At 36.8% G+C, this 15670-nt stretch carries 20 protein-coding genes and 1 tRNA gene; 4 read left to right on the top strand and 17 right to left on the bottom strand.

Annotated elements, in window-relative coordinates:
* Positions 1 to 20 precede the first annotated feature (20 nt).
* The 7 genes from NYG85_RS07460 to aspS all read right to left on the bottom strand — a co-directional run bounded on the left by NYG85_RS07460 (position 21) and on the right by aspS (position 8710).
* Complete coding sequence (locus NYG85_RS07460; RefSeq protein ID WP_284937858.1) at positions 21 to 1538, bottom strand: AAA family ATPase; 1518 nt, start codon at positions 1536 to 1538, stop codon at positions 21 to 23.
* The gene (locus tag NYG85_RS07455) at positions 1535 to 2401 is read right to left on the bottom strand and encodes an NAD(+) kinase (protein WP_284937918.1); all 867 of its coding nucleotides are present in this window, start codon (positions 2399 to 2401) and stop codon (positions 1535 to 1537) included. The genes NYG85_RS07460 and NYG85_RS07455 overlap by 4 nt, the downstream gene beginning before the upstream one ends.
* A 38-nt stretch (positions 2402 to 2439) precedes the next feature.
* Positions 2440 to 3630: a GDSL-type esterase/lipase family protein gene (locus NYG85_RS07450; protein ID WP_284937857.1), complete on the bottom strand. Its 1191-nt coding sequence runs from the start codon at positions 3628 to 3630 to the stop codon at positions 2440 to 2442.
* Complete coding sequence (locus NYG85_RS07445; RefSeq protein WP_284937856.1) at positions 3596 to 4522, bottom strand: SGNH/GDSL hydrolase family protein; 927 nt, start codon at positions 4520 to 4522, stop codon at positions 3596 to 3598. Before NYG85_RS07445 ends, NYG85_RS07450 begins: the two co-directional genes overlap by 35 nt.
* Positions 4522 to 5904: an MBOAT family O-acyltransferase gene (locus NYG85_RS07440; RefSeq protein ID WP_284937855.1), complete on the bottom strand. Its 1383-nt coding sequence runs from the start codon at positions 5902 to 5904 to the stop codon at positions 4522 to 4524. Before NYG85_RS07440 ends, NYG85_RS07445 begins: the two co-directional genes overlap by 1 nt.
* Before the next feature lie 97 nt (positions 5905 to 6001).
* Positions 6002 to 6571: an adenylate kinase gene (locus NYG85_RS07435; protein WP_284937854.1), complete on the bottom strand. Its 570-nt coding sequence runs from the start codon at positions 6569 to 6571 to the stop codon at positions 6002 to 6004.
* 384 nt (positions 6572 to 6955) lie between these two features.
* The gene (aspS, locus tag NYG85_RS07430; protein ID WP_284937853.1) at positions 6956 to 8710 is read right to left on the bottom strand and encodes an aspartate--tRNA ligase; all 1755 of its coding nucleotides are present in this window, start codon (positions 8708 to 8710) and stop codon (positions 6956 to 6958) included.
* A gap of 164 nt (positions 8711 to 8874) precedes the next feature.
* On the opposite strand from aspS, the gene ppa reads away from it, so the two are divergent.
* The 4 genes from ppa (at position 8875) to NYG85_RS07410 (ending at position 11097) form a co-directional block, all read left to right on the top strand.
* A complete protein-coding gene (ppa, locus tag NYG85_RS07425; protein ID WP_284937852.1) occupies positions 8875 to 9393 on the top strand; it encodes an inorganic diphosphatase in 519 nt (172 codons plus the stop codon).
* A 36-nt stretch (positions 9394 to 9429) separates the two neighbouring features.
* The gene (locus tag NYG85_RS07420) at positions 9430 to 9585 is read left to right on the top strand and encodes a hypothetical protein (RefSeq protein ID WP_284937851.1); all 156 of its coding nucleotides are present in this window, start codon (positions 9430 to 9432) and stop codon (positions 9583 to 9585) included.
* 38 nt (positions 9586 to 9623) lie between these two features.
* Positions 9624 to 9700 (top strand) — tRNA-Ile (locus NYG85_RS07415).
* 197 nt (positions 9701 to 9897) lie between these two features.
* Complete coding sequence (locus NYG85_RS07410) at positions 9898 to 11097, top strand: tyrosine-type recombinase/integrase (RefSeq protein ID WP_284937850.1); 1200 nt, start codon at positions 9898 to 9900, stop codon at positions 11095 to 11097.
* On the opposite strand, the gene NYG85_RS07405 is transcribed toward NYG85_RS07410, so the two are convergent.
* From NYG85_RS07405 to NYG85_RS07360, 10 genes are all read right to left on the bottom strand, one after another.
* Positions 11094 to 11267, bottom strand: coding sequence for a helix-turn-helix transcriptional regulator (locus NYG85_RS07405; protein WP_169763904.1), 174 nt, complete (start codon positions 11265 to 11267; stop codon positions 11094 to 11096). The two genes, NYG85_RS07410 and NYG85_RS07405, sit on opposite strands and share 4 nt — an antisense overlap.
* Complete coding sequence (locus tag NYG85_RS07400) at positions 11264 to 11455, bottom strand: hypothetical protein (RefSeq protein WP_284937849.1); 192 nt, start codon at positions 11453 to 11455, stop codon at positions 11264 to 11266. The genes NYG85_RS07405 and NYG85_RS07400 overlap by 4 nt, the downstream gene beginning before the upstream one ends.
* Before the next feature lie 9 nt (positions 11456 to 11464).
* Positions 11465 to 11941: a single-stranded DNA-binding protein gene (ssb, locus tag NYG85_RS07395; protein WP_284937848.1), complete on the bottom strand. Its 477-nt coding sequence runs from the start codon at positions 11939 to 11941 to the stop codon at positions 11465 to 11467.
* 2 nt (positions 11942 to 11943) lie between these two features.
* The gene (locus NYG85_RS07390) at positions 11944 to 12165 is read right to left on the bottom strand and encodes a hypothetical protein (protein ID WP_284937847.1); all 222 of its coding nucleotides are present in this window, start codon (positions 12163 to 12165) and stop codon (positions 11944 to 11946) included.
* A 43-nt stretch (positions 12166 to 12208) separates the two neighbouring features.
* Positions 12209 to 13174 (bottom strand): recombinase RecT, encoded by a 966-nt coding sequence (locus tag NYG85_RS07385; RefSeq protein ID WP_284937846.1) that lies wholly within the window; start codon positions 13172 to 13174, stop codon positions 12209 to 12211.
* A gap of 104 nt (positions 13175 to 13278) precedes the next feature.
* Positions 13279 to 13584: a hypothetical protein gene (locus NYG85_RS07380; RefSeq protein ID WP_284937845.1), complete on the bottom strand. Its 306-nt coding sequence runs from the start codon at positions 13582 to 13584 to the stop codon at positions 13279 to 13281.
* A 20-nt stretch (positions 13585 to 13604) separates the two neighbouring features.
* Positions 13605 to 14297 carry a BRO-N domain-containing protein gene (locus NYG85_RS07375; protein WP_284937844.1) on the bottom strand — a complete coding sequence of 231 codons (693 nt, stop codon included), beginning with the start codon at positions 14295 to 14297 and terminating at the stop codon, positions 13605 to 13607.
* The gene (locus NYG85_RS07370) at positions 14298 to 14501 is read right to left on the bottom strand and encodes a hypothetical protein (RefSeq protein ID WP_284937843.1); all 204 of its coding nucleotides are present in this window, start codon (positions 14499 to 14501) and stop codon (positions 14298 to 14300) included.
* Positions 14502 to 14874: 373 nt separating this feature from the next.
* Positions 14875 to 15165: a transcriptional regulator gene (locus tag NYG85_RS07365; RefSeq protein WP_284937842.1), complete on the bottom strand. Its 291-nt coding sequence runs from the start codon at positions 15163 to 15165 to the stop codon at positions 14875 to 14877.
* A 44-nt stretch (positions 15166 to 15209) separates the two neighbouring features.
* The coding region (locus tag NYG85_RS07360; RefSeq protein ID WP_284937841.1) for a hypothetical protein at positions 15210 to 15670 on the bottom strand (461 nt) is incomplete at its 5' end.

Raw genomic sequence — 15670 nt, 5'->3', positions numbered from 1 at the left:
AAACGAAAAATTTAAATTTTTTACGACTTTAAAAGCTCTTTTGCAAACTCCATAGCCTCACGGCTGATATGCTCGCCACTTATCATACGTGCTAGTTCATCGGCTCTTTCGTCATCTTTTAGCTCTCTAACGCTTGAAATTTCGCCATTTTTTTCAACCAAAAAGTGTGAATTTGCCTTTGAGCTAAGCTGTGGCTGATGAGAAATGGCGAAAATTTGGTAGAATTTTGCGATTTTTACCAGCACATTTGCTATACTCATCGCCTCTTTACCGCTTAAATTTGCATCTATTTCATCTAAAATTATCACTCCATTGCCACTTTGCATTATTTCACTACTGCTTGCGATTAATGCCAACCTTAAACGATTTATCTCGCCCGAGCTAAGCTTGTTTAAAGCGGTGTTGTTTATGCTTAAACTAACCTCATCGCCACCACTCTTATCAATGCTTTTTGGCGTGATTTTTAGGGCTATTTTTTGCATATAAAGCTCGTTTAAATAGCCATTTATTATCCGCTCAAACTCGCCTAAAACGCTCTCTCTTTTTGCCGTGATTTGGCTAGAAATTTCGCTTTGAGTTTTGCTAATCTCCTTAAATTTTCGCTCTAATTCGTGCTTTTCAAAGCTGATATTTTCATACCTTTCAAGCTCAATCTCCCTATTTTTAAGCACCAAAAGCGCCTCTTCTTCGCTGCCATAACGCTTTAAAATGGAATTTATCGCCTCAATTCTATCAAGAACGCCCTCAATATCAACATCTTCAAGCTCGTCCATATTTAGGCTCTCCCTTGCAATTCTTAGCGAATTTAGGGCGTCTTCAAAAAACGAAGCGTCAATCTCGCTGATATGAAGTGCCTCAACCACACTGCCTTCAAGCTCAAAAATTCGCTCTGCCCTAGCCCAAGCTTGTTCAATCTTGTCTTTTTTGCTAAGGCGTTTTTTAACAGCCATAAGTTCATCAAACTCCCCTACTTTTGGGGCGACAGAACGGATTTTTTCTATCTCAAATTTTGCAAATTCTTTAAGCTCTTCAATGCGTTTTTCATCATCGTTTATCTTATCAAGCTCACGTTTTATCTCTTTAAAATTCTCGTGAATTTTGGCTAAATTTTCTAAATTTTTAGCGTGACTTTCATCATTAACAAGCGTGTCTAAAACGGCTAAAAATCGCTCGTTTTCAAACTCATTTACCTGCTTTGCAGATAGATATTTTATGTGCTCATTTGCGATTAAACTTAGGCTTTTTTTTGAGATTGATTGAGAATTTATAAAGTAGCGAGTGCTGTTTTGTTTTAGCATTTTAAAGCTGTTTGGACTCTCGTTTTCTATGCCAAACTCAGCCATATCAAAGCAAAAATCAACATCTGCTTCAATGAGCCTAGCCTCGCTCTCGCTAAGCCCAAAAACGCTCATAATCGCACCCATTAATACGGACTTACCAGCACCGCTAACGCCGGTAAAAACGCTAAGTCCCCTTTTGAAATTTAGCTCAACCTCGTTAAAACTTAGGTGATTTTTTATTAAAATTCTCTCAATCATTGCTGTCCCCAACGTAGTTTTTCTTTTAAAATTTGAAAATAATCACGCCCAACGTGGCGAATTAGTCGTGCCTTTGTCGTGCTAAGTCCGATTTTAACGCTCTCGTAGCTACTCATTTTAAATGTGTCTTGTCCATCAAGGACTAAAATTTCATCTTTATACGCCCTAAACTCAACCATAAAACCCCTTGGTAAAACAACTGGGCGTTGTGTGAGCGAGTGCGAGCAAATGGGCGTAAGAGCGAATACTTCGCTTAATGGATAGATGATTGACCCGCCAGCACTCATATTGTAGGCGGTTGAGCCAACTGGCGTTGAGATGATAATGCCATCGCCAAAATATGAGTTAAAAAATTTGCCGTTTAAAAACGCATCAACAATGGCGATTGAGGCTGGTTTAAACCGCATAATCGTAGCGTCATTAAAGGCGATTTTGTGCGTTATTTCGCCGTCTTTTTTGCTTAAAATCACATCAAGCATAAACGGCTCTTCAACCTCGTATCTACCGCTAAAAAACTCGCTAAAAAATTTAGGTGCTTCGCTCATTGTGATATCTGTTAAAAATCCGAGCGTTCCAGCGTGAATGCCAAGCACAAATGGACTAAATTTCGCACATTTTCTACAAACCGAAATCATTGTCCCATCGCCACCAAGAGAGATGATAAAATCACACTTTAAGGCTAAATCTTTTAGCTCATAACCCTTTAAATTTAGTGCCTTTGCCACGCTGTTTTCAGCTAAAATTTCAACCCCATAAGTGCTTAAAATTTCGCTTAAAATCGTGAAATTTTTACCAAGTTCGGGCGAAATTTTTGCCGTAAGTCCGACTAATTTTATGTTTTTGTAATCCATTTTTCTTGCTATTTTGTAAATTTTAAACCCAAATATTACAAAAATTTATTTTATTTAACGTTTAAAAGCAGTTTTTTTAGCTCATTTGCCAAGTCAAAACCAACTTTTTTATAGCCCTCACGAGTTAGATGAACGTCCGTTTTTGACAGCCCAAGCTCTATCCAACCCTCCTTTTTGCCGTTTAAATTCATAAAAAGCTCGGTGTCGTAAAATAGAGTTTTTTCATCAATGGCTAGTTTTTTTATCATTTTTTGCACGTTTTTAAAATTTTTCTTATCGGCTGTGGGCGGAGAAATGAGTAAAATCGTAACACTTGACTGATTTTCTCTAATTTTTTGGATTAATTTTTTTAGATTTTCATAAAATTTTTGCTCGTTTAAATTATCATCAAAAGCGTCATTTGTGCCGTAAGCAATGGCGATTAAATCGTATCTAAACCCCGCTAAATCACGAGAAAACGAAGCCTCACTCCACTTTAAATAAAGGCTTGAAAATGCGCCATTTATCCCACAAATATCGCTAAATTTTGGGCTAGTTTTATCATAAATCATATACCAACCAAGCTTTATGCCCTTAAACACGCTCATTTTTAAGGGCAAACTAAGCTCAAATCTAGCCCTTTGCCAGAGATTTTTTTTGCTGTTTGTGATGAAAAATTGAGCGTTTTTTGCGTCCGTGATTTTTGCGATTTTGCCAAGCTCATCGCTTTTAAAAAGCATCTCAAAAACGAGTGGATTTTTAAGATTTTGCTTTAAAAAAAGCTCTAAATTTGCTCCACTTTTTGCACTTGCTACGACCCCACAAAGTGCAAAATCATCATAATTTTTTGTCTGTGAGCTAATTAGCTCAAATCCGTTTTGTTTATAGCCTAAAATGCTGTTGTTATGGTATTTTGGTAAAAGTGGCAAGGCAAAACCAACGCTATTTACACCATTTTTAAAGAGCGTCTTAGCAAAAGTCGCTGAAATATCATCGCTTGCAATATGTGAATCGCCAAAAAATTTCACGCTAAGGGCAGAATTTTTTGCCAGTTTTTGCTTTAAAACCGCTAAATTTTCGCCGTAATTTAGCACCCTGCTTTCTATCTCTTTTTCGCTAAGTGCTACTGGATTTTTTTGCGTGATTTTTATCTCATTTTGGGCAGTTTTTGGATTTAAAGTGGGTAAATTCGTAACACCACCACAGCCAAAAAAGAGTAAATTTAGGCTAAAAAGAGCCGTTATTTTCAAACTTAATTTCATCAATCATCCTAATTACCGCCTCTCTACCACCCTCAATGCTTAAATGAATGCCGTCATTTGCACGAACTCTCACGCTCTCGTTTTTTTCATTATTTATGTGCGTTATGTAGCCGTTTTGGCACACGACTTCGGTTAAATCTATGAAATTTTGATTGTGTCTTTGGCTTGTGGTTTTAAAAATTTCGTTTAAACGCACCATTTTTGCACTAAATTCGGCATTTTTCATACACGGCGTTCCAAGCCAAATGAGCCAAACGCCATTTTGCTTTGCAATCTGAAAAATCTCATCAACCCTTTTTTCGTAAAACTCGCCCCACTCGGTGCTGTTTAACTCCCTGTATTTACCAGCTATTGTCCGCCCCCACGAGTCATTTGCACCAAAAAGTGCCACGACTAATTTAATATTTTTATGGTTTTTTAAGGTCCGTTCGCTTGCGATTTGCCAGTCGTAATATTTTTTGTTAATCAAGCCAGTGCTATGCTTACTCATATCAATAACCTTGACACCACGTCTAGCAAATATCTTTCTAGCGTTCATAGCAATGCTTTGCATAATTGAATCGCCAATAAATAATACCTCATCGCCACTTTTTAGCGTGATTTTTGAGTGAGTTTGAGTTAAATTACTATCTAGCTCTTTTGTGAGTAAAATCGTAATATTTCTATCAATACTTAAATTTTCATCTATAAAAATTTCAGGCTCATTTTTAGCTTGATTTTTAAAAATTTGCTTTAAAAATTCATAAAATTCACTGCCCTTTTTAAAGATGATATTTTGTGGTAAATTAAGCTCAATATGGTGCTTTGTTTCTAGGTAAATTTTTAAAGGCTCTTGCATAAAAAATGCCGTTAAAATAGCGGTAAAAACGATAACAAACAAAAACCTAATCATCAAAAACTCGCATATATAAAATCTGGAATTCCATCTTTACAAACCGCAAAAATAAAGGTAAAAATGATTGATAAAAGAAGAGGTTTTAAAAGCAATGGAGTGGCTTTTAAAAACTGAACCAAAATCTCTTTTAAGTCTTTAAAAAATGGATAGATTACAAAGAGTAAAAACAGGGCAAAAAGTGTTACTATTTGTGATAAATTGATAAAATTTTCATTATAAAAAAGGCTTTTTATGATTAAATTTGCTTCATTAAGGTCGCTTTTTGCAAAATAAACCCACGAAAAACTTACAAATGTGTAAGTTAGTAGCATTGAAACGAGTGGCAAATGCTTTGAAAAATTTATCTTAAAAAGAGCCATTAAATTTAAAAAAACTATACCAAATCCGTGCAATAAGCCCCAAATAACGAAGTTTAGTCCAACTCCGTGCCAAATGCCAGATAGGCTAAATGCAATTAAAATATTAACCTGAGTGTGAAAAAATGTAACTTTATTACCACCAAGCGGGATATAGATATAATCTCTTATAAAATTTGAAAGACTAATGTGCCAACGCCTCCAAAAATCACGTAAATTTAAAGCAACATAGGGCATATTAAAATTTAGTGGTAAAGCAAAGCCAATAGATAAGGCAAGAGCGCTAACAATATCAACATAACCGCTAAAATCGCAGTAAAGCCACACCCCATAGCAGTAAATCGCCGTTAAAATTTCAAGCGGATTAAAGCTTTTTGGGTCGTTAAAAATTTCAGTTACAAAACCGCTTAAATAGTTTGCAATTAAGACCTTTTTAACCACGCCAAAAAGCAACAAAACCACGATTAAATCGCCATTTTTAAACTCTCTTTTTGTGTTAAATTGTGGCAGCATAAATGTGCTTTTTGCAATCGGACCAGCAATGAGCGTGGCAAAAAACGAAAGATAACAAGCAAGGCTTAAAAAATCGCTAGGAGCTTGCTCTTTTTTGTAAATGCTAACTAAATAGGTAACCGATGAAAATGTGTAAAATGAGATGCCAATTGGCAGAGCAATGTCAAGGTTGTTTGCGATAAAATCAAACTTAAAAAAGAGTAAAACCGCCCTAAAATCGGCGTGAATAACATCATAATACTTAAAAAAACAAAGATATAAAATACTAAAAAATACGCCTGAAAAAATGGCATTTTTACTGCCTTTATAGGCGATAAAAAGCCCAAAATAGCTCACAAAAAAGGTGTGTAAAAAAATAACGAGCATAAAATATGGGCTAAATGAGAAAATCAGGGCGTAGTTAAATATTAAAATGAGCGTATTTTGTGCCTTGTAATGCTTGCTAAATGCCCAATAAATCGCAAAAAATGCAAGAAAAATAAGTAGAAATTCAACCGAAAAAAATGTCATTAAATAGCCAAAATTTTAAGATAAGCCGTGATTTTACATAAAATTTAATTAATTTAGTTTTAAAGCGATTTTGCCCCAAATTTAGGGGCAAAACTATCTATAAAAGAGATTTTATCAACTCTTTCATATCAGTCACAATCGGCTCAATCGCACGTTCGCCGTTTATGACGTGAAGCAAATTTTTGCCTTTGTAAAACTCACGTATGGCGTTAATCGGCTCTAAATAGACCTTCATTCTGTTGTTAAAGACCTCGTTGTTATCATCAGCCCCACGCGCACGGCCAAGCACTCTTTCTCGTGCTACAGCTTCGCTTACATCAACTTCAATCACGCCTTTTAGCACGATCTCGCTTTGTGATGAAAGCACCTTATCAAGCTCGCTCATCTGCTCTACGCTTCTTGGATAGCCGTCTATTACGATATTTGCTTTATCTGAACCTTTGATTGCTGAGATTATCGCATTTACGACCACTTCAAGCGGGACTAAGTTGCCCTTTGAGATGAAGCTATCAATTAGTTTGCCTAGCTCGCTGCCACTTGCCACTTCTGCGCGAAGTAGGTCGCCAGTTGAGAAGTGCGCAAAAGTGCTGTCTGCTTTTGCAATTAGGTCTGCGTCGGTGGTTTTGCCGGAGCCCGGAGCACCGATGATTAAAAATAACTTTTTCATAATTTGTCCTTCTTGGCTTCATCTCGCTTCATCATACTTCGTTGATTTTAAAATTAGCTCGGTCATTACCTAAGTGGTAACTCCTTTGCAAATTTTAAAATCGCCTAGTCTGATTTTGCGATATTGTGCCTTAATTTATATCTTAAAACGTTGTTTTGGCTTGTCTTTTTCTACTTATACTGCGTTAAAATTTATTTTCAAGCCAGACAGACTATCTTGTCTAGCCTACGCTTAAAAAATAAATTTTGCCCTGTCTAAGCGAAAAATACTTCGCCTTTAATTTCTATGTTTTGACTTTTTAAAGTCTTTTAAATTTTTATGTCTAGTATCGTGAGATGGATTTGAAAATTTCGTAGTTTTTCAAAAATACTCACGAAAACGCTTTTACTTCTGCTCTTTCTCTCTAAGTCTTAACCCAAGCTCACGCAACTGCTCGCTATTTGCTTCGCTAGGCGCTTTTGTGAGCGGACATTGAGCGCGTTGGGTCTTTGGAAATGCGATGACATCGCGAATCGAGCTTGACTTAGTCGCTAACATTATAAGGCGATCAAAACCGATCGCTATACCGCCATGTGGTGGCGCACCAAAGCTAAGGGCGTCAAGCAAGAAGCCAAATTTCTCTCTCTGCTCAGCCTCATCAATGCCAAGAAGCTTAAAGACCTTTTGCTGAATCTCATTTTTGTGAATTCTCACGCTACCGCCACCAAGCTCAAAGCCGTTTAAAACCACGTCGTGAGCGACTGAAAGGATATCTTCTAAGTCTGGCTCATCAATGTTTTTTGGCAACGTAAATGGGTGGTGCATAGCCGAATACGAGCCGTCATCGTTTTGCTCAAACATAGGGAAATCAAGCACCCATAAAAATTCCATTTTTTCTTGGTCAATTATGCCCATTTGCTCGGCTAAGAAAATTCTAAATCGCCCCATATAATCAAGCACGATTTTTTTGCGACCCGCTCCGAAAAACACGACGTCGCCGACCTTTAAATCGCACCTTGAAACAATTAAAGCAAGATCATCATCAGAGAAAAATTTACAAAGCGGACCTTTTAAGCCGTCCTCTTTCATCTGAAAATATCCAAGCCCTTGCGCGCCGAATTTTCGCACAAATTCCTCAAATCTATTCATCTCACGTTTAGAGAAAATATTATCGCCGTTTGGCACTTTTAGGGCTTTTATGCGGTTTTTCTTTGGATCTTTTGCGATTGATGAGAAAATTTCATTTGTAGAACGCTCAAAAATATCAATCACATCAACCATTTTAAGATCATATCTTAAATCAGGTTTATCAGAGCCGTAAGTTTCAGTCGCCTCTTTGTAGCTCATACGGCGAAATGGCGTTTTTATCTCGTATCCACAAGCACTAAAAATATCTTTTAGCATATTTTCAGCCATATTTAAAATATCTTCTTGCTCAATAAAGCTCATCTCAACGTCAATTTGCGTAAATTCTGGCTGTCTGTCCGCCCTTAAATCCTCATCTCTAAAACACTTTGCTATCTGAAAATACCTATCAAATCCAGAACACATCAAAAGCTGTTTAAAAAGCTGCGGGCTTTGCGGCAACGCATAAAACTGCCCCGGATAGACGCGACTTGGCACTAAATAATCCCTAGCGCCCTCTGGTGTGGCACGTGTTAAAATCGGCGTTTCAAACTCTATAAAGCCCATTTTTTCAAGGCTGTTTCTAGCAGCAATTGCCGCACGTGAGCGCATTTTAAAGATATTTTGCAAACGCTCGTTTCTTAAATCCAAAAAGCGATATTTTAAGCGAATATCCTCATTTACGCTCTCATCGCCTATCATAAATGGCAACGCCTCGCTCGGATTTTCAAGGATTATCTTATCTGCTACAACCTCTATCTGCCCAGTTTTTAGGCGTGGATTTACAAGTCCTTCGCCCCTAGCTCTAACCTTGCCCTTTACTCTTAAAACATACTCATCTCTTACGTGCGATGCGATCTCGTGCGAGTCCTTGCTATCTGCTGGGTCGCAAACTATCTGCATAAGCCCTGTGCGGTCGCGAAGGTCTAAAAATATGACTCCGCCGTGATCTCTATATGTATTTACCCAGCCACAAAGCGTCACCTCTTTGCCGATATCAGCAGTCGTTAAATCAGTGCAGTAATGACTTCTCATAGATTTTTAGTCGTCTTACGTTTGAAATTTTCAAACCGCAACTCTCCTTTCTCATTATAAAATCAGCAATTTTATTGAATTTTGGTTTAAAAATCGGTAAAATTTTATCAGCTTAAAAGCAAAAATTTTATAATATCGCCTTTTAATTTTTACAAGGAGAAAAGATGAATATCTCAAAAATAAAAGTAGGCTCAAACCCCGATAAAATCAACGCTGTGATTGAAATTCCATACGGCTCAAACATAAAATACGAGATTGATAAAGATAGCGGTGCTGTCGTGGTTGATCGTGTGCTTTACTCGGCAATGTTTTACCCTGCAAACTACGGCTTCGTGCCAAATACTCTAGCAGCTGATGGCGACCCAGCCGATATTTTGGTGCTAAATGAGTATCCGCTTCAAGCTGGTAGCGTGATCCCTTGCCGTTTAATAGGCGTTTTGGTAATGGAAGATGAAGCTGGAATGGATGAGAAGCTTTTAGCCGTGCCAGTAAGCAAGATTGACCCAAGATATGAAAATATCAAAAGCTACAAAGATTTGCCAGAGGCTACGCTAAATCGCATTAAAAATTTCTTTGAAACATATAAAATTTTAGAGCCAAATAAATGGGTTAAGGTTAAGGATTTTGGCGATGCGGATAAAGCGGCTAAAATTTTAGAAGACGCAATTAAAAATTACAAGTAATTTTGCCCCTTTTTTGGGGCTTTTTTAGGAGTTTATGTGAGAATTTTGGCTTTAATTTTTGTTTTGTTTTTATTTGCAAAAGCAAGTGAGCAAAAGATAGATATGCACGGTGGCAAGGCTCAAAATTTCGGCAGTTTTTCGCAGAATTTTGACAAAAACGGCACTGGATTTAAAAATTTTAGTTACAAATAAGCTTTATTTTTGTATAATCTCAACTTCTTTTGACAAGTGGGTTCATAGCTCAGTTGGTTAGAGCATCCGGCTCATAACCGGATGGTCCCAGGTTCGAGTCCTGGTGAACCCACCACTTCTAGCTTTTCAAAGCATTTCAATTTACTTCAAAATCTTTCAAAAAATGCGGTAAAAAGGCTATCCTGTTACCTTTTATTTATCTCTTTTTATTACAATTATTTTCAGTGTTTAACAACATTTTTCACAAGTTTTATCGGATATTTTAGCGGACTGGAAAATATCCGTTAAAAAATATCCGTAAAAAGGTAAGATATGCCAAAGATAAACGCACCACTTAGCGATACAGCAATTAAAGCATTAAAACCAAAAGACAAGGTTTATAAAAAATCTGACGGCAAAAATTTATTTATTTTTATAGAGCCAAGCGGACGTAAATTTTTTGCGTTTGAGTATAAAAGCCCAGTAACAAACAAAATAAGGCGTATCGCCTTAGGCAACTATCCTGATTTAAGCCTTGCAAACGCAAGAGTTAAGCGTCAAGAGCTAATGGCTGAAATTATTGACGGCAACGACCCTATCATTAGCAAAAATAACCATAAAAACACGCTTGATGAAGTAGCTTTAAAGTGGCTAGAAATAAAATCTGCAACAATTGTTCAAAGCTATTATAAAAAGCAAATCATAACCTTTAAAAAGCACGTTAGCCCATACTTAGGCAATTATCCAATAAATGAGATAAAAGCAACGCAAATCATTGATATGCTAAAAATCATTGAGAAAAATGGAAATTTTGAAACGATTAAGCGGGTGTTTATGCTACTAAATCAGATTTACAAATACGCCCTAACCTACCAACTAACCGCTCACAACATAATCGCTGATATAAATTTCAAATATGCCTTTAAAAGTGCAAAAGTAAAAAACTATCCGACTATAACAGATGAAAATGAGATAAGAAATTTACTAATAGCAATAAATGAGTATAACGGCGAGTTAAAAACAAAAATAGCCCTAAAACTAGCGATTTATACAGCAATGCGTCCTTTTAATATACGCCACGCAAGTTGGGATGAGTTTGACTTAGAAGCTAAAATTTGGAGTGTAAAAGCTTTAAAAATGAAAATGAAAGAGGCGTTTGTGCTGCCGCTATCTGATAGCGTAGTAAGAATGTTAAAAGAGTATAGACAAGTAAGCTTAAATGATAGTGGTTATCTGTTTTGTAGTGCATTGAGTAAAGATAGAGCGATGAGCGAAAACACGCTAAATACGGCGTTAAGGCGACTTGGGTATAGCAAAGACGAGATAGTATCGCACGGATTTAGGGCTATGTTTTCAACCATTGCAAATGAAAAGAGAGATGAGCATAAACAAAGTATAGATATAATTGAGCGTTGCTTAGCCCATAAAGACAAAGACAAAGTCCGCGCCGCCTACAATAGGGCTACAAATTTAAGCCAAATGCGTGAGCTTATGCAGTGGTGGGCGGACTTTTTAGACGGCTTAATCATTTAAACCGCTGTGGAGCTTATAAACGCTAAAATTTCGCTTCGTGAGTAGCGGATAGTTTTTGGAGTAATGGCGTATTTTTTAAATTTGCCGTCCTTGACATACCGCCAAAGCGTGATATAAGCACAACTTAGCAGTTTGCACGCCTCTTTTGATGTGATAGGGTCATTTATCATTTTTTATCCTTTATTAATGCTTTTACGGCGTCTAAAATATAATTAAGCTCTGAAATGTCAAGCTTAAAAAGCCGTCTTGTGATACTTTCTACTAACCTTATTTTTTCGTTGTGTTCGTCTATCTTTTCACAAAATGCGAAAAACCCTTTTAATGCGTTGTCGCTTTTTTCTTTGTCTGGACTTGACATTTTTATCCTTTAAAATGGTATCTCGTCGCCGTTTTCGTCGTATATTACCGCTTCTTTTGGCATTTCTGCCTTTGGTATCTCTACTTTTGGCGGTTCGCTTTTAAAAATGTTTTGATTGTTTTGTGAATACTGGTTAAAAGCTCCTTGCGTATCTTGCTTTTGCGGTGTGCCTAGCATTTCTAAACTCTCAACCGCTACGCTATGCTTTGACTTTGTTTTGCCGTAATCATCAATCCAAGTATCAAATTTTAGCCGTCCTTCAATTAAAATTTTTGAGCCTTTGTTTAGATATTGATTTGCTACTTCGGCGGTTTTACCAAAAAATACTAAATCAATAAAACAAGTATCCTCCGCTAATTCGCCTTTTTGTGTCCTGTATTTTTTTGTTACGGCTATACTTGACTTTGCATATGCCGTCCCTTGCTGTGAGTAGCCGATTTGTATATCTTTGGTTAGGTTGCCAACTAAGATTATTTTATTAAACATTGTTACTCCTTTGCTTTTTTTGGTGTTTCTTGCGGTTTTGGGTATAGCACGTCTAAAATTTTAATTCTCATTGCGGTATGGTTGCTTAATGTTGCTTCTAGCACGCAAAACAGCTCAAAAGCACAACTAAGCAACTTCTGCGCTACTGCTTCATCACTACCATCTAGCTTTATCCCGCTAGCTTCTAAATAATTTGTAAATTTCTCTTGTTGTTTTTCTAGCATTTTTGCTCCTTTTTTTTTAATATTTCAAGTCTATTTTTTTATTTTAGCTCTCTATTAAGCTATCAATGCTGTTTGGGTCATTTAAAAACGCATTTACCTGCTCTTTTGTGTATCTTGTTACGATATTTTCGGCATTATTTTCACTCACTCCACGCTTTATAAGCTCATCTTGGAGCAAATCATAAGGGTTAGGCGTCATAACTTCGCCCGTTGTCGTATCGTAATCTAAAAATTCAGGCTCTTTTTGGCTCTTTTGCTCTTTTAAAATTTGGTTTAAATCCTTTGGCTGCTCTTTTATTTGTAGCTCTTGCGTGTTTTGCCTAAATGGCTCGTCCTCCATACTTACAGCTTCGGTTAATCTATCATTTATCGGTAGCCTTGTCGCTACATATTTAAGGGCTTTTGCTTTATACATCTCTTCGCTCCAAGTAGCCCATACGCCACTTAAAACGCCTGCTTTTTGATTTGGACTTGCGGTGCGAAGTTTTTCTAACTTTTTCTTGCTTACAAAGTCGCTAAATACGCTATCTGTGCTATCTTTTGCATAAACAATAACGCCTACTAGATTATTATAAACCCACGCTCCGTCGTCATCGTTTCGCTCATCATAATTTGGCACGAAGTGGATTTTATCATCAAGTCCGTTAAACTCTAAATTAAACGTATCGCACTTATAAACGGCTACGGCTCTAAATCGCCACCCGTTACGCATACCTAAGGCAATTAAGCCTTTATAGCCGATTTGTAGCTGGGCGGCGTCTTTATAAGGCACGACGTAAGCTTGTCCAAAAAGTTTATTCGGATTTAGTCCGATTTGGACAATTTGCATTGCGGTATTTACGATACTTTCAACCTTGCAATTTTTTAAATTATAGTCGTTTGCCATATTTACGATAGCACTTGCAAAGGTTGAGGCTTTTGCCTTGTCATTTGCTACTATTGTGTTAATTTGTGGCATTTTTGAGCTAATAATCGCTCTTGCTTCGTTTTCTCTTTGTGTGATTTGCATTGTTTATCCTTTTAAAAATTTATTTTTGTAAGAAGTGGCGGATTAATTCCGCCGTAAGGTTAGTTGTGTATAATTTAAAGGGCGGTTAGGCTACATCTTTATTTTTAGTAATTGTCTGCATTAATGATATGCTCTTTCCAAATTTCATCAATTCTCGCACGTGCTTTAATGCTTTTTTTAAGTAGCTTTTTAACGCCTTTATTTGTAAAATGCACTACTGCGAAAGGTTTTACGCTGCCTTGGTCTATTGATACGCTTAGGGTCGCCTTGTAATCTCGCCCGTGTTTAAATCCGCCCTCTATAAACGAAACGCCGTAATCTTTGTATGGGTTGTTAATGATAAAAATAGCTCCGTTACCCGCCTTTGCTTCTAACTCTTGCAGTATCTTAAACTTTTTGTAGTATTTCATTTTATGCTCCTGTTTCTATGTTAAAAATTTAGCTCATTAAACGCTTTTTCTAAAATATCGTGTCTATAAGTGCCGACTTTGCCGTGTTTTTGGTCGGGGATAGTTACTATCAGCACTCCGGCTTCTTTGCTTAACTTAGAAGCCTTAGTGCCTAGTCTTTGACATTGTTTTTTATCTAAGCTAATCCCTTTTAAGATACCAAAGCCGACTGCCGTCGTGTATTCTTTTAATCCCTCGTCCCTTTTTGCCGTATTTTCTAAATTTCTAAATCGTCTTTCGTCTTTTTGGCTCTTTTGCTCGATAGCCGTTATTCTTTCATCGTGCTGTCTTATTACGTTTAACTGCATTTGCAAAAAATCTAGCTGATTAAGCGGTTTTTGATGATAGCTTCCAGTTTTTCTAATGCTTGGCAGGACTTCACAATTTACCCATTTACGAAACGCTTTTGCGTTTGGTTTATCGCTACGCATTAACACGAAGTAAAGTTGGGGTTCGGTAATCATTGTAAATTCTTTAACGCCATACCCAGTGTCAAAGCTACCTACATTTAACGTAGGTAGCTCAAACTCCGATTTTATCGCATTTACGGCGTGAGTTGGATTTGCAAGTTCTAAAACTTTACAAATATCAGCTAAACAAAAAAGCGGTTCGCCTTTTTCATCAACCGCAACTCTAATCTCAAAGTCATCGTTTCTAAAAACTTCTAAATTCATCTATTCTCCTTTTGGGTTTAATATGTTTAAAATTTTAGCTCTCATTGCATTATGATTTTTTGCTAATGCGTCTAACGCACAAAACAAATCAAACGCACAATCAAGCACTTTATAACTTGCTACTTCATCGCTGTCGGTTGGGCTTATTTTATAAAGCTCTAAATACTTTGCGAATTTTGCTTTTTGTGGGCTTTGGGGCTTCATTTTTGCCCCTTTGTGCGGTAAATCCAAATGCAAGTAGCGATAAAAGCTACGACCATTAAGACGTCTAAAACATCTGCTGACATATAAGCTCCTTGTGATATAATTTCAAAAGGCAACGATGCAATATTTATTAACGCCCCTTTCGGGGTGGGCGGTTAAATCCACCCGATAATTCGCAAAATCCAGTAAAGGATTTGCAAAATTAACGCTAATACTTGCAAGAATATTAACATCGTTGCTCCTTTTATTTATTTCAAAAGGTTATTAAATATCCTTTTGATAGAAGCATTATAGCTAAATAATAATCTTTTGTCAATAGTTTTAGAATGTTTTGTATATTTTTGTAGTAAAAAATAGGATATTTAATATCCTATCAATCTTTAAGTATGTTTTTAAAAAATGCTTTAAATACCTCAAACTCCTTATTTTGTTCTTTTAAATTTAGCGTTTCTTTATAAAGCTCAATAGCACGCCTCATCGGTTCGCTAATTTCATTTTTAGCAATCGCCGCCTTAATAGCCGCTTCACTATACCCTATCGCCTCGCCTAATTGCTTATACGTTAAATTTAACTCTTTACATACTTTTTTAATGATATTTTGCTCGGTCGCTTCGCTTCCCTTAGAAACATCGGCTACGCCGTCGCTTCGCTTGTTTTCATCCATAGTTTATCCTTGTGAGTTTAAAGGCACAAAAGCGTGCCAATGTATTATTTCTTTGTATTTTTTGGAGTGTCTGACTTTTTATCGTTTTGCCAAGTTATGGCTGTTTGTTCTTTTTTGCCACTAATATGATAAAGCGACAGCAAAAGCACACCTACAACCGAAGTTATGGCAAACCCTGTTTCGTGGCTGTAAATAGAAAAACCGACAATACATAAAGCAAACATCATAACAATAAAACCAAAAATCTGCCCCCTGTTGTTGTATGCCCTGTCTTTTGGGTCACTAATGAAGCGTCGTTCTTGCTCTTTTTTCTCAATAGCAATCAGCTCGGTATCCATTTTTTGGATATGAGCCTGGTTTGCTCTGATAATTTCTAGATATTCTTTTGCTAGTTGTGGGTCTGTCTTAGCAAGTCCGCCAAGCTCAGAGAGATTAACTTCAACATTTACGCTACTTACATTATTTTGGACAATAGCTTTAAGGTCTTGCGGTAAAGGCTCACTAG

The sequence above is a fragment of the Campylobacter gastrosuis genome, assembly GCF_030249845.1.
Lineage (GTDB): Bacteria > Campylobacterota > Campylobacteria > Campylobacterales > Campylobacteraceae > Campylobacter_A > Campylobacter_A gastrosuis.
The sequence above is the reverse complement of the archived record's forward strand: the minus strand, read 5'-3'. Positions and strand labels throughout refer to the sequence as shown.

Coding starts and splice junctions, on each gene's coding strand:
- NYG85_RS07460 (WP_284937858.1), bottom strand. CDS start 1,538: ATGATTGAGAGAATTTTAATAAAAAATCACCTAAGTTTTAACGAGGTT.
- NYG85_RS07450 (WP_284937857.1), bottom strand. CDS start 3,630: ATGAAATTAAGTTTGAAAATAACGGCTCTTTTTAGCCTAAATTTACTC.
- NYG85_RS07445 (WP_284937856.1), bottom strand. CDS start 4,522: ATGATTAGGTTTTTGTTTGTTATCGTTTTTACCGCTATTTTAACGGCA.
- NYG85_RS07440 (WP_284937855.1), bottom strand. CDS start 5,904: ATGACATTTTTTTCGGTTGAATTTCTACTTATTTTTCTTGCATTTTTT.
- NYG85_RS07435 (WP_284937854.1), bottom strand. CDS start 6,571: ATGAAAAAGTTATTTTTAATCATCGGTGCTCCGGGCTCCGGCAAAACC.
- aspS (WP_284937853.1), bottom strand. CDS start 8,710: ATGAGAAGTCATTACTGCACTGATTTAACGACTGCTGATATCGGCAAA.
- ppa (WP_284937852.1), top strand. CDS start 8,875: ATGAATATCTCAAAAATAAAAGTAGGCTCAAACCCCGATAAAATCAAC.
- NYG85_RS07410 (WP_284937850.1), top strand. CDS start 9,898: ATGCCAAAGATAAACGCACCACTTAGCGATACAGCAATTAAAGCATTA.
- NYG85_RS07405 (WP_169763904.1), bottom strand. CDS start 11,267: ATGATAAATGACCCTATCACATCAAAAGAGGCGTGCAAACTGCTAAGT.
- NYG85_RS07400 (WP_284937849.1), bottom strand. CDS start 11,455: ATGTCAAGTCCAGACAAAGAAAAAAGCGACAACGCATTAAAAGGGTTT.
- ssb (WP_284937848.1), bottom strand. CDS start 11,941: ATGTTTAATAAAATAATCTTAGTTGGCAACCTAACCAAAGATATACAA.
- NYG85_RS07390 (WP_284937847.1), bottom strand. CDS start 12,165: ATGCTAGAAAAACAACAAGAGAAATTTACAAATTATTTAGAAGCTAGC.
- NYG85_RS07385 (WP_284937846.1), bottom strand. CDS start 13,174: ATGCAAATCACACAAAGAGAAAACGAAGCAAGAGCGATTATTAGCTCA.
- NYG85_RS07380 (WP_284937845.1), bottom strand. CDS start 13,584: ATGAAATACTACAAAAAGTTTAAGATACTGCAAGAGTTAGAAGCAAAG.
- NYG85_RS07375 (WP_284937844.1), bottom strand. CDS start 14,297: ATGAATTTAGAAGTTTTTAGAAACGATGACTTTGAGATTAGAGTTGCG.
- NYG85_RS07370 (WP_284937843.1), bottom strand. CDS start 14,501: ATGAAGCCCCAAAGCCCACAAAAAGCAAAATTCGCAAAGTATTTAGAG.
- NYG85_RS07365 (WP_284937842.1), bottom strand. CDS start 15,165: ATGGATGAAAACAAGCGAAGCGACGGCGTAGCCGATGTTTCTAAGGGA.